The organism is Anoxybacillus tengchongensis (assembly GCF_014201585.1).
In the GTDB taxonomy this organism is placed as follows: domain Bacteria; phylum Bacillota; class Bacilli; order Bacillales; family Anoxybacillaceae; genus Anoxybacillus; species Anoxybacillus tengchongensis.
The window spans coordinates 105,917-118,759 of sequence record NZ_JACHES010000002.1 but is presented as its reverse complement, the minus strand read 5'-3'; the positions used below and the strand labels follow the sequence as shown (position 1 = coordinate 118,759).

Annotated in this window: 15 protein-coding genes; all 15 read left to right on the top strand. The window is 41.3% G+C overall.

Annotated elements, in window-relative coordinates; all coding sequences use genetic code 11:
- Genes cheY through HNQ82_RS02860 form a run of 15 tightly spaced genes read left to right on the top strand, consistent with a single transcriptional unit; the run spans window position 1 to window position 12,831 of the window.
- Window positions 1-360, top strand: a complete 360-nt coding sequence (gene cheY / locus HNQ82_RS02930) for a chemotaxis protein CheY (RefSeq protein WP_003394872.1) — start codon at window positions 1-3, stop codon at window positions 358-360.
- A 12-nt stretch (window positions 361-372) separates the two neighbouring features.
- Entirely contained in the window at window positions 373-999 is a 627-nt protein-coding gene (fliZ, locus tag HNQ82_RS02925; protein WP_183247029.1) for a flagella biosynthesis regulatory protein FliZ, read from the top strand.
- Window positions 992-1,657, top strand: coding sequence for a flagellar type III secretion system pore protein FliP (gene fliP, locus HNQ82_RS02920; protein WP_006323082.1), 666 nt, complete (start codon window positions 992-994; stop codon window positions 1,655-1,657). The genes fliZ and fliP overlap by 8 nt, the downstream gene beginning before the upstream one ends.
- A 15-nt stretch (window positions 1,658-1,672) precedes the next feature.
- Entirely contained in the window at window positions 1,673-1,942 is a 270-nt protein-coding gene (gene fliQ / locus HNQ82_RS02915) for a flagellar biosynthesis protein FliQ (protein WP_183247027.1), read from the top strand.
- Window positions 1,939-2,718 carry a flagellar biosynthetic protein FliR gene (gene fliR / locus HNQ82_RS02910; protein WP_183247025.1) on the top strand — a complete coding sequence of 260 codons (780 nt, stop codon included), beginning with the start codon at window positions 1,939-1,941 and terminating at the stop codon, window positions 2,716-2,718. The genes fliQ and fliR overlap by 4 nt, the downstream gene beginning before the upstream one ends.
- 1 nt (window position 2,719) lies before the next feature.
- On the top strand, window positions 2,720-3,802 hold the full coding sequence (flhB, locus tag HNQ82_RS02905; RefSeq protein WP_183247023.1) for a flagellar biosynthesis protein FlhB: 1,083 nt from the start codon (window positions 2,720-2,722) through the stop codon (window positions 3,800-3,802).
- A gap of 30 nt (window positions 3,803-3,832) precedes the next feature.
- Window positions 3,833-5,869, top strand: coding sequence for a flagellar biosynthesis protein FlhA (gene flhA / locus HNQ82_RS02900; protein ID WP_032099706.1), 2,037 nt, complete (start codon window positions 3,833-3,835; stop codon window positions 5,867-5,869).
- Window positions 5,866-6,966, top strand: a complete 1,101-nt coding sequence (flhF, locus tag HNQ82_RS02895) for a flagellar biosynthesis GTPase FlhF (RefSeq protein ID WP_183247021.1) — start codon at window positions 5,866-5,868, stop codon at window positions 6,964-6,966. Before flhA ends, flhF begins: the two co-directional genes overlap by 4 nt.
- Entirely contained in the window at window positions 6,963-7,832 is an 870-nt protein-coding gene (locus HNQ82_RS02890; RefSeq protein ID WP_183247020.1) for a MinD/ParA family protein, read from the top strand. The genes flhF and HNQ82_RS02890 overlap by 4 nt, the downstream gene beginning before the upstream one ends.
- A 12-nt stretch (window positions 7,833-7,844) precedes the next feature.
- Entirely contained in the window at window positions 7,845-8,915 is a 1,071-nt protein-coding gene (locus tag HNQ82_RS02885; protein ID WP_055441128.1) for a protein-glutamate methylesterase/protein-glutamine glutaminase, read from the top strand.
- A gap of 14 nt (window positions 8,916-8,929) precedes the next feature.
- Window positions 8,930-10,924 carry a chemotaxis protein CheA gene (locus tag HNQ82_RS02880; protein ID WP_183247018.1) on the top strand — a complete coding sequence of 665 codons (1,995 nt, stop codon included), beginning with the start codon at window positions 8,930-8,932 and terminating at the stop codon, window positions 10,922-10,924.
- Between the two features lie 25 nt (window positions 10,925-10,949).
- Window positions 10,950-11,381 carry a chemotaxis protein CheW gene (locus HNQ82_RS02875; RefSeq protein WP_055441126.1) on the top strand — a complete coding sequence of 144 codons (432 nt, stop codon included), beginning with the start codon at window positions 10,950-10,952 and terminating at the stop codon, window positions 11,379-11,381.
- A gap of 7 nt (window positions 11,382-11,388) precedes the next feature.
- Entirely contained in the window at window positions 11,389-12,024 is a 636-nt protein-coding gene (locus HNQ82_RS02870) for a chemotaxis protein CheC (RefSeq protein WP_183247016.1), read from the top strand.
- Entirely contained in the window at window positions 12,017-12,517 is a 501-nt protein-coding gene (locus tag HNQ82_RS02865; protein ID WP_055441195.1) for a chemotaxis protein CheD, read from the top strand. Before HNQ82_RS02870 ends, HNQ82_RS02865 begins: the two co-directional genes overlap by 8 nt.
- Entirely contained in the window at window positions 12,517-12,831 is a 315-nt protein-coding gene (locus HNQ82_RS02860) for a hypothetical protein (RefSeq protein WP_183247013.1), read from the top strand. Before HNQ82_RS02865 ends, HNQ82_RS02860 begins: the two co-directional genes overlap by 1 nt.
- The last annotated feature ends 12 nt before the right edge of the window (window positions 12,832-12,843 follow it).

The following is a 12,843-nucleotide window of genomic DNA, read 5'->3' as shown; positions in this document are numbered from 1 at the left end:
ATGGCGAGAATTTTAATTGTTGATGATGCAGCATTTATGCGAATGATGATTAAAGATATTTTAACGAAAAATGGGCACGAAGTTGTCGCAGAGGCAGCTGATGGAGCGCAAGCGGTCGAAAAGTATAAAGAATTTCGCCCAGACTTAGTTACAATGGACATTACGATGCCAGAAATGGATGGCATTACGGCACTGAAAGAAATTAAAAAAATTGACAGCAACGCTAAAGTCATTATGTGTTCTGCGATGGGGCAACAGGCGATGGTTATTGATGCCATTCAAGCGGGAGCAAAAGATTTTATTGTTAAGCCGTTCCAAGCAGATCGTGTCATTGAAGCGATTAACAAAACGCTCGGTTAGAGGTGGAATTCATTGCGCTATATTCGCATCATCATGTTGTGCGCGTTCGTTGTTCTGCAAGCAGTTTCTCCTGCTTTTGCAGAACAAACGAATAGCGTAAAAGAATGTGTAGAGCATCCAGAAAAGTGTAAAGAACAACAAACGGACAAGGCAACGGAATCAGAAAACGTTGCCCAACCGTCTCCAATTACAGCTTGGGATTTTGTCAAACTGATTGTTGCAACTGCTTTTGTTGTGTTTTTGTTATATGCGCTTTTAAAATGGTTAAATAAACAAAACCGATTTTATGAGCGAAAAGGGCTTATCCAACATTTAGGTGGAACAAGTTTAGGAACGAATCGAACGATTCAAATCGTGAAAGTCGGTCGACGCGTATTTGTTGTCGGTGTAGGCGAGTCGATTCACTTATTGAAAGAAATTACGGATGAACAAGAAATTGAAGAGTTGCTTAAACAACATGAAGCGCGTCTTGATTCATTGCTTGATACGAACGTATGGAAATCGCTCCAATCGCTTTTGCAACGAAAAACAAACGAACCTCGTTTTCGCCAATTGTTTGATCGAGAATTACAACAATTGGCTGAGAAGCGAAAACAGGCGATGAGAGCGCTAGAAAAAGAAAGGGATTCACATGAATGAAGTCATGCAGTTTTTTAATAATAGTGCGCCCGAAAACGTAGCAACATCCGTCAAACTGTTGTTGCTCTTGACGGTCTTGTCGATTGCGCCAGGCATTTTAATTATGGTGACATCGTTTACGCGCATCGTCATCGTTTTATCATTTGTTAGAACAGCGCTCGGCACGCAACAAATGCCGCCAAACCAAGTCATTATCGGGCTATCGCTATTTTTAACATTTTTTATTATGGCGCCGACGTTTCAACAAATAAATCGTGACGCCTTGCAGCCATTGTTTGATGAAAAAATTAATTTAGAGCAAGCTTATGAACGAGCTGAAGCACCGCTAAAAGAATTTATGAGTAAACATACGCGTCAAAAAGACTTAGCTTTATTTTTAAGCTACGCAGGGGCTGAACAACCGAAAACGGTACAAGACATTCCGATGTCAGCGCTCGTTCCCGCTTTTGCGATTAGCGAACTAAAAACAGCGTTTCAGATCGGCTTTATGTTATTCATTCCGTTTTTAGTCATTGATATGATTGTCGCAAGCGTATTAATGTCGATGGGAATGATGATGTTACCGCCGGTCATGATTTCGTTGCCGTTTAAAATTTTATTGTTTGTCTTGGTGGACGGTTGGTATTTAGTCGTGAAATCATTATTAGAAAGCTTTTAAAAGTAGGTGGGAAAAATGAGTCCCGATTTTGTCATTCAAGTAGCGGAACGCGGTGTATATATGGTGCTTGTCATATGCGGTCCGCTTATGTTGCTTGCTCTTGCAATCGGATTGTTTGTTAGTATTTTGCAAGCGACGACGCAAATTCAAGAACAAACGTTAGCATTTGTACCGAAAATTGTTGCGGTGTTACTCGGTCTCGTCTTCTTCGGACCGTGGATGCTTTCGCGCATGATTTCATATGCATACAACATTTTTAATAACTTAAGTAAATTTGTAGGATGAAGCGTATGGAGCTATACACGTATGTACCGACATTTTTGCTCATTTTTGCGCGCGTCGCTTCGTTCTTTGTGACGATGCCGCTTTTCTCGTATCGAAACATACCAAGCGTTCATAAAATCGGTTTTGCTTTTTTTATCAGTTGGCTCATGTTTTTTTCACTCGATCCAAAGCCATTAAATATTGACGGAACGTATATGATGCTGCTAATGAAAGAAGTGCTCGTCGGGCTACTTATTGGGCTTGTGGCTTTTATGATTATGTCAGCGATTCAAATTGCAGGCGGATTCATTGATTTCCAAATGGGATTTGCGATTGCAAACGTTATCGATCCGCAAACAGGCGCCCAAAGCCCATTAATGGGACAATATTTATACACGCTTGCTTTGTTTTTTTTGCTTGCCGTCAATGGACATCATTTGTTGTTAGACGGTATTTTTTATAGCTATCAGTTCATTCCGGTCGAACATCTCATTTCTTTCGGAAATGGACAAATTGCAGAACAAGTCGTTCGTTTATTTCAAGCGATGTTTGTTATTGCATTGCAAATGGCCATTCCGATTGTCGGTTGTTTATTTTTAGTTGATGTAGCGCTTGGCATTGTAGCGCGCACCGTTCCACAAATGAACATTTTTGTTATTGGGCTACCTGTAAAAATTATCGTTAGCTTTGTTTTGTTTGTCATTGTATTTTCAAGCATGTTTGTCGTCACCAAACAACTGTTTGAACTCACTTTTATGTCGATGCGCAACATGATGAAACTATTAGGAGGCGCGTAACGTGAGTTGGCTGTCCGTTGATTTGCAGTTTTTCGCCGGAGAAAAAACAGAAAAAGCAACGCCGAGAAAACGGCAAGAAGTGCGCAAAAAAGGACAAGTAGCAAAAAGTGCGGATGCGACCGCTGCCTTTTTAATGCTCGTTGTTTTCCTCGTTCTCTCGTTTTCTTCGGGCGTATGGGGAGATGCGGTTGTGCGGCTATTTCGCCAGTCGTTTCAACATTACTTTTTTATGGACGTCACGGTCGATTCTGTGCAGCTTATTTTCATTGATCTTTTGCGACAACTTGCTATGCTCGTTGGACCAATTTTTTTAGCCGCCATTGCTGCGGCGCTATTTGCTAATTTTGTGCAAGTTGGTTTTTTATTCACGACCGAACCGCTGCAAATGAAATTAAGTAAACTCGATCCAATCCAAGGGTTTAAGCGCATATTTTCACTTCGTGCGCTTGTGGAATTGTTAAAGTCCATTTTAAAGGTATTGTTTGTTGGTGTTGTAACTTTTTCTGTTTTATGGCTACACATCGACGATATTTTATTGCTATCCCATAAATCAATTGGAGCGATTGCGGCCACGCTTGGACGTTTAACGATTCAAATGGGGATTGCTGCTTCTGTCGCTTTACTGTTTCTTTCAATGTTCGATTATTTGTATCAACGGTACGATTTTGAAAAAAATATTCGTATGTCAAAGCAAGACATTAAAGATGAATACAAAAAGACAGAAGGTGACCCGTTAATTAAATCGCGCATTAAGCAAAAGCAACGGGAAATGGCGATGCGCCGCATGATGCAAGAAGTACCGAAAGCAGATGTCGTCATTACAAACCCGACACATTTTGCAGTTGCGTTAAAGTATGATGAACAACAAGCAGATGCCCCAATCGTTGTCGCTAAAGGGGCAGACTATATGGCGCAAAAGATAAAAGATATTGCTAAAAAAAACGATGTCATGATCGTTGAAAATCGTCCGCTCGCTCGCGCATTATACGATCAAACAGATGTCGGGATGGTCATTCCAGAAGCGTTTTTTAAAGCGGTGGCGGAAATTTTAGCGTACGTCTATAAAACGAAAAATAAACTTTAATTTCATGTATGTAGACAGGAGAGAACGTTTATGTCGGCAAGGGACTTATCTGTATTACTTATGGTTGTATTAATTGTAGCGATGCTCATCATTCCTCTACCATCATGGTTGCTTAGCGTCCTCATCATTATGAATATTTCTCTTGCGTTGCTCGTTCTCTTAACATCAATGAATATGCGCGAACCGCTCCAATTTTCGATCTTCCCTTCGCTTCTCCTTTTGCTTACATTATTTCGCCTCGGTTTAAACGTTTCAACGACTCGTTCGATTTTAAGTAAAGGAGAAGCAGGAGGAGTTGTTGAAACGTTTGGAACGTTCGTTATTGGTGGAAATGTTGTTGTTGGTTTCGTTGTGTTTTTAATTTTAATTATTATTCAATTCGTTGTCATCACAAAAGGGGCAGAGCGCGTATCTGAAGTTGCGGCGCGCTTTACGCTCGATGCGATGCCCGGAAAACAAATGAGTATTGATGCGGATTTAAATGCGGGCATCATCTCTGAACAACAAGCGAGAGAACGACGCGAAAAAGTTGCGCAAGAAGCTGATTTTTATGGTGCGATGGACGGAGCAAGCAAATTCGTTAAAGGTGATGCCATCGCAGGAATTATTATTGTTCTAATTAATATGCTATTCGGAATTGTCATTGGGATGGTACAGCAAGGCATGGATATTGGGGAAGCGGCAAGAAGATACACATTATTAACTGTTGGAGATGGAATCGTTAGCCAAATTCCAGCGCTATTAATTTCAACTGCGACAGGGATTGTCGTCACGCGTGCCGCTTCCGATGATAACTTAGGTGCCGACATTATGCGGCAGCTGTTTGCTTATCCGAAAATGCTATATGTCACAGCAGGAACGATTTTTTTACTCGGATTGTTGACGCCCATTTATGATTTGTTAACGATGCCGATCGCGGCTTTGCTTGCTTTTGGAGCATATCAATTAACAAAACAAGCGCATGTGTCTGAAACAACACCGGAAGAAACAGAAGAAGAAATAGAAATGGATCAAATGAAAAGCCCAGAAAGTGTTGTTAGTTTATTAAGCGTTGATCCGATTGAGTTCGAGTTTGGATACGGCTTAATTCCGCTCGCTGATGCTAATCAAGGTGGGGATTTGCTAGATCGTATCGTGATGATCCGCCGTCAGCTCGCTTTAGAGCTTGGTATCGTGATTCCCGTTGTTCGTATTCGCGATAACATTCAACTGCAACCGAATGAATATCGACTAAAAATTAAAGGAAATGAAGTGGCACGAGGGGAATTGCTGCTTGATCATTATTTGGCGATGAGCCCAGGCATTGAAGATGATTCGATTGAAGGAATCGATACAGTTGAGCCAGCGTTCGGCTTACCGGCAAAATGGATCTCTGAAGAAATGAAAGAACGAGCTGAAATGTTTGGATATACAGTTGTTGATCCTCCGTCTGTCGTATCAACACATATAACCGAGCTGTTAAAAGCGCATGCGCATGAGTTGCTCGGCCGTCAAGAAACGAAGCAGCTCATTGATCATGTGAAAGAATCGTATCCTATTTTAGTTGAAGAAGTGACACCAAACCCGTTATCGGTAGGCGACATTCAAAAAGTGCTGGCGAATTTATTACGTGAGAAAGTATCGATTCGCAATTTGCCGGTCATTTTTGAGACGCTTGCGGATTTTGCTCGGATGACGACAGATCCAGATCTTTTAACAGAATACGTTCGTCAAGCACTCGCCCGTCAAATTACGAGCCAATATGTGGTTGAAGGTCAACCGTTACGTGTCATTACGTTATCAGGGAAAGTCGAAAAAATGATTGCAGAAGGTGTGCAACAAACGGAGCACGGTAATTATTTAGCGCTCGATCCCGTTGTTTCACAAGCAATTATTGAAGCGATTGCGATGCAAATTGAGCAATTTCCTTTTCAAGATCAATCGCCTATTTTGCTTTGCTCACCGGCTGTGCGCATGTATGTGAGACAATTAACGGAGCGATATTTCCGTCACGTTCCGGTATTGTCGTATAATGAACTTGAAGCCAATGTGGAAGTTCAAAGTGTTGGGGTGGTGAATGTGGAATGAAGGTGAAAAAGTTTGTAGCTTCATCAATGCCAGAAGCGATGAAAATGATTCGAGCTGAACTCGGCAATGATGCCGTCATTTTAAACTCGAAAGTTGTACACAAAAAAGGTTTTCTTGGGTTGTTTGCCCGGAAAAATATCGAAGTGATTGCTGCTGTTGATCCGAAACCAGCCACTCCGCCTGTTCAAAAAATAAAAGAAAAACGAAAAGAGCGCACAGAACCGATGCGTGATGAACAGCTATTAAAAGAAATTCATGAATTAAAGGCAACGATTCATCAGTTGTCACATGGAGGAGAACTTTATCCGACCCCGTTAAAGATGATCGATGGGCATTTAATCGATCAAGAAATAAGCGATGATGTGCGAGCTATGTTTATGTCTACCTTGTTGCAACGTTGGTACACGTCTGGAGCAAATGCGTCGTATGAAGAAGTGAAGCAATGGCTTCATGAAGAAATCGTTCACGCATTATCTTCTCTTTCGTTTGGCGGCATGTCGTTTCAAAAAAAATTCGTGAACGTTGTCGGACCGACGGGTGTTGGTAAAACGACAACACTTGCGAAAATGGCTGCCGATTGCGTCATTAAACATCGAAAAAAAGCAGCGTTTATTACGACAGATACGTATCGTATTGCGGCAATTGATCAGTTAAAAACATATGCTAAAATTTTGAATGTTCCACTTGAAGTATGTTACAATCTCGACGATTTTCGTCAAGCGAAAGAAAAGCTCGCGTCATACGATATTATATTTATTGATACAGCTGGACGAAATTTTCGCAATGCCCAATATGTGAACGATTTAAAAGAAATGATTGATTTTAATGAAGAAATGGAAACGTTTCTTGTATTGTCGCTTACAGCAAAATGGCGAGATATGAAAGACATTTACACACAGTTTTCCATTATTCCGATTCATAAATTTATTTTTACGAAAGTCGATGAAACGAGTCGACACGGAGCGATGTTAAATATGATGATCCAGTGCGGCATCGGTGCAGCGTATATGACGCACGGGCAAAACGTACCTGATGATATTGTTGAAGCTACTCCACAGCTTGTGGCAAATATGGTTACTGGGGTCGAGCAACGATGATGAGAGATCAAGCGGAAAGCTTACGTTTACGTGTGAAAAAAATGCAACATGAAGCAGAAACGAAAGCGATTGCTGTATTGAGTGGCAAAGGTGGCGTTGGAAAATCGAACGTTTCGTTAAACTTTTCCTTAGCATTGCGCCAACGAGGGAAACATGTATTGTTGTTTGATATGGATATTGGTATGGGGAATATTGATATTTTGCTTGGACATACATCTTCTCGTACGATCATCGATATTTTTCGTCCAGACGTCACCATTCATGATATTATAAAAACAGGACCAGAGCAGTTGTCGTTTATTGCGGGGGGAACGGGATTAACAGAAATTTTTCATATGGATGAGCAAAAAGTCGAATATTTTATTGAACAATTGCAACTTGTTTCCGAGCAATACGACTATCTCATTTTCGATATGGGAGCTGGTATGTCTGAAGACCGTCTTCAGCTGCTCAAGGCTGTGGATGATATTTTCATCGTAACGACACCTGAACCGACAGCTTTAACAGATGCATATGCAACAATGAAGTACATTCATTTAGCAGATCCGCAACTTCCGATTTATGTGTTAGTCAATCGCGCACGTTCGGATAAAGAAGGAACAGAAACGTTGCAACGTTTAAAACAAGTGGCGAAGCGGTTTTTAGGAAAACAATTACATGCATTAGGATATATACCCGAAGACCGAACAGTAAGCACCGCAGTTATTCGGCAAACGCCTTTTCTTTTATTTGACCCTAGTGCAAAGGCGAGTAAGGCGCTTATGCAAATGACGGATCGCTACTTAGTAAAAGAAGAACACGAGGAGCAAACGAAACGTCCGTTTCACTTTTTTGCTAAGCTACGTCAATACTTTTTGGAAAGGTAGGTTATCATCGCTGTGAAGAAAGCAAAAGTGCTCGTCGTTGATGACTCTGCTTTTATGCGAAAATTAATTAGTGATTTTTTGTCCGAACATCCGCGGTTGCACGTTGTCGGTACAGCACGTGACGGACAAGAAGCGTTACAAAAAATTGAGCAATTCAATCCGGATGTCGTGACGCTAGATGTTGAGATGCCTGTCATGAACGGGCTTGAAACGTTAAAGCATATAATGCAAAAACGACCTCTTCCTGTCGTTATGATCTCAAGCACGACGACAGAAGGGGCGGAAAATACGATTTTAGCGTTGCAATACGGGGCGGTTGACTTTATTGCGAAGCCTTCCGGAGCGATCTCGCTAGATTTATATAAAATTAAAGATAAAATGATCGAAAAAGTGCTTTTGGCAAGCGAAGCGAATTTACGAACGGTGAAAACAAAACAAAAAATGTCTATGTTGCCACAAAAGCAATATAGTAAAATAGAGGTAAGTGAACGACAAAATGTAAGTGGAAAGAAAAAAATCATCGCGATCGGTACATCAACAGGTGGACCGCGTGCGCTTCAACACGTATTAACAAAATTTCCAGCAACGATTGACGCACCGATTTTAGTTGTTCAACATATGCCAAAAGGGTTTACAAAGTCGTTAGCGACCCGACTTGATTCATTATGTCACATTCGCGTCAAAGAGGCAGAGGATGGTGAAATTATTCAAAAAGGGACAGCGTATATCGCACCAGGAGGAAAACACTTACATGTGAAACGTGTAGGGATGTCGCTAGCCATCCACTTGGATGAAGCAGCACCGCGCAATGGTCATCGACCTTCTGTTGACGTGATGTTTGAATCGCTAAGCGCCTTAACAGATTACGAGAAAATTGCTGTTATTATGACAGGCATGGGTTCAGACGGTACAGCAGGATTAAAACAATTAAAGTCTTCGGGTAAGACGTTTGTCATTGCAGAATCTGCCGAATCTTCCGTTGTATTCGGCATGCCTAAGTCAGCCATTGCTGCAAACGTTGTTGATGAGATCGTTCACGTGGACGATATTGCTGAAGCGGTAATGAAACACGTACAAGTTTGAGGGGGATAGGAACAATGGACATGAGTCAATACCTCGAAGTGTTTATTGATGAAAGTAAAGAGCATTTACAAACAATTAACGAGCAACTGCTAGAACTTGAAAAAAATCCAGACGATGTGTCGATCGTTAATGAAATTTTTCGTTCTGCTCATACGTTAAAAGGAATGTCAGCAACGATGGGATTTGAGGACTTAGCGAATTTAACACATCAAATGGAAAATGTACTTGATGCGATTCGTAATGGGAAAATAGCGGTTACGCCTGAACTTCTTGACGTCATTTTTCGTGCTGTTGACGATTTAGAAGCGATGGTCGTTTCCATTGCAGAAGGTGGAGATGGAAAACGTGACGTTACAGACGTTGTTGCGCAGTTAAAGCAAATTGAAAAAGGAGAAGTCGTTGTAGCACAAAAAAGCACTCCGACATATGAACAAACATACGATGAGTTTGAATACACGATTTTAAAACAGTCGGCTGAACAAGGGTTCCACAGTTATGAAGTTGCGATTAAACTGCGCTCTGACTGTTTATTAAAAGCTGCCCGCGTATTTATGATTTTTGAAGTGATTGAACAAATCGGTGAAGTGATCAAGTCTGTTCCGACCGTTGAAATGCTTGAGGCCGAACAGTTTGACGATCAATTTGTTGTGACGGTAGTGACAAAAGTATCACAAGATGAGTTACAAAAGCGCATTATGAAAGTATCTGAAGTAGAAGAAGTAAACGTCCAACCGGTTGATTTTGCGCAGGAAAAGGCGCACGAAAAACCGGTGGAACAAAAAGAAGAGCCGAAAACAGTGGAACAAGTCGCGGAGAAAAAACAAGAAGGACAAGAAGAAAAAGCGACTGGAAAGCAAGTAAGCAACAAAACGATTCGCGTCAATATTGAGCGCCTTGATGTATTAATGAACTTATTTGAAGAACTTGTCATTGATCGCGGCCGACTAGAACAAATTTCGCGTGAGTTAAACAACCCTGAATTACACGAAACAGTTGAACGGATGTCGCGCATTTCAGGAGACTTGCAAAACATTATTTTAAATATGCGCATGGTACCTGTTGAAACGGTATTTAACCGCTTTCCGCGAATGGTTCGTCAATTAGCTCGCGATTTAGGGAAGAAAATTAATCTTGAAATTATCGGAGCAGAAACGGAGCTCGATCGCACAGTGATTGATGAAATTGGCGATCCGCTCGTTCACTTGTTGCGCAATGCTATCGATCATGGCATTGAAACGCCAGATGTGCGCCGAGCGAAAGGAAAACCGGAAGAAGGAACAGTCAAGCTTAAAGCATATCATAGCGGCAATCATGTATTCATTGAAATCGAAGACGACGGTGCGGGCATTAGTCGTGAAAAAGTGCTGAAAAAAGCCATTAGTAAAGGCATTATCTCGGAACAAAACGCAGCCAATTTAACAGACAAACAAGTATATGAACTTATTTTTGCTTCAGGTTTTTCAACAGCGGATAAAGTATCTGACATTTCAGGACGCGGTGTCGGATTAGATGTTGTAAAAAGTACGATTGAGTCGCTTGGTGGATCAGTATCCATTGACTCGGAAGAAGGGGTTGGTTCGGTCTTCTCGATTCAGCTACCGCTTACACTATCCATTATCTCAGTTATGTTAGTTGAAATTCAAAATGAAAAATATGCGATTCCGTTGTCATCGATTATCGAGACAGCCATTGTGAAAAAAGAAGATATTTTACATGCCCATAATCAAAAAGTGATTGATTTTCGTGGGAAAGTTGTGCCGCTTTTATTCTTAAGAGATATTTTTGAAGTGCCGGTCATCAAGGAAGAAGACGATTTCTTATCGGTCGTCATTGTGCGTAAAGGTGAGAAAATGGCTGGACTTGTCGTCGATTCATTTATTGGTCAACAAGAAGTGGTGTTAAAATCGCTTGGCAACTACTTAACGTCCGTATTTGCTATTTCTGGGGCAACCATTTTAGGCGACGGACAAGTTGCACTCATTATTGATTGCAATGCGTTAATTAAGTAGGAGCAAGCGAGAGGGGGAATTTAATGTGGCTGAACTGAAAGTGATTATTTTTCAACTAAAAGACGAAGAATACGCAATTCCAGTCCAACAAGTGCGCTCGATTGAAAAAATTCAACATATTACACGCGTTCCTCGCGTTCCGAAATATGTTAAGGGCGTCATTAATTTGCGTGGAGTCGTTACACCGATTATTGATTTACGCATGCGGTTTGGGTTAGAAGAAGCGACATTTTCCGACCATACGCGCGTCATTATCGTTGCGCTTGATGATATGGAAGTTGGTTTAATTGTTGACGCGGCAAACGATGTCGTTGATATTTCAACGGACGCCATTGAACCGCCGCCAGAAGTAGTTGATGCAACAACAGCGGATTATATTAATGGTGTCGTAAAAATTGGAAAGCGTCTATTTATTTTATTAAACTTAGAAAAAGTATTAAAAACAGAGAAAGGATAAATCGTCCATGTCATATTTTGAACGGATGGATGCCGTCCATATGGACATACTAAAAGAGATTGGTAATATCGGTGCGGGCCATGCAGCAACGGCGTTATCAAAACTGTTAAATAAAAGAATTGAAATGACGATTCCTGATGTGCGCATCATTTCTTTTGACGAAATGATGGACATTGTCGGAGGAGCTGACAATGTCGTTGCTGCTGTTTTTTTGCGTATTGAAGGAGATGCACCTGGCAATATGTTTTTTGTACTATCGATTGAGCAGGCGGAACGATTTATTCAACAAATGACTGGCGACGAACAGTTTAAATTAGAACAAGATTGTTCAGAGCTACCGTTATCTGCATTGCAAGAGCTTGGCAACATTTTAGCCGGTTCGTATTTATCATCTTTATCGGATTTTACCAATTTAAATTTACATCCATCTGTTCCGGCGCTCAGCATTGATATGATCGGTGCAATTTTAAGCTATGGATTAATTGAAATGTCGCGCGTCGGTGATCATGTCATCGTCGTTGATACAGCAATTCACGAGGAACATCAGCCGGATGATCGCGTCAATGGCCACTTTTTCTTACTTCCTGACCCTGAATCATTTCATATCATCTTTCGAGCTTTAGGTGTGGAACATGATGAGTGAAATTGTTCAAGTGGTGAAAGTCGGGATTGCTGACATGAATATTGTCAAGGCACCGCATGTCATTCGCACATGTGGGCTTGGCTCGTGCGTTGGTGTGGTCGTATATGATTTAACAAAAGAAGTGGCCGGGATGGCGCACGTGATGTTACCTGATTCATCGTTAGCAAAATCCGAAAACATGAATGTGGCGAAGTATGCCGACACCGCGATTGAAGAGCTGATCCGGCGCGTCATTGAGGCAGGAGGACGAAACGGTCATTTGAAAGCAAAAATGGCTGGTGGTGCGCAAATGTTTCAGTTTCGCACAGGGACGACGGATATGATGCGTATCGGACCGCGCAATGTTGAGGCTGTTCGCCAGCAGCTTCAACGCTTTCGCATTCCGATTGTTGCTGAAGATGTCGGAGGAAGTAGCGGGCGGACGATTGAATTTCATCCGAAAACAGGTATATTGCTCATTCGAACAGTAAATCAAGGGGTACGGGAAATGTAATGGCTGGTACATGGAAATTTAACATTGGCTTTGCTTTATTCGGCTGTATGATCGCCTTTTTTTCTTCACTATTGCAAAATAGCATATGGACATCTACAATACGGGCTTTCATTGCATTTGTTGTTTTCTTTGTTTTCGCATTTATTGTTCGCTGGATGATCGGATTTATCGAAAGAGATGAATCAACATCGAACGTTTCGTTTGCACAACGGAATGACACCGAAGTTGAGCAGATGATTGAAGACTTAAGTGAAGAAGAACAACAAAAAGTAGCTGAGTATATTCGTCAATTATTGAGTCACGAAGAGAAATAAATGCCAAAACGT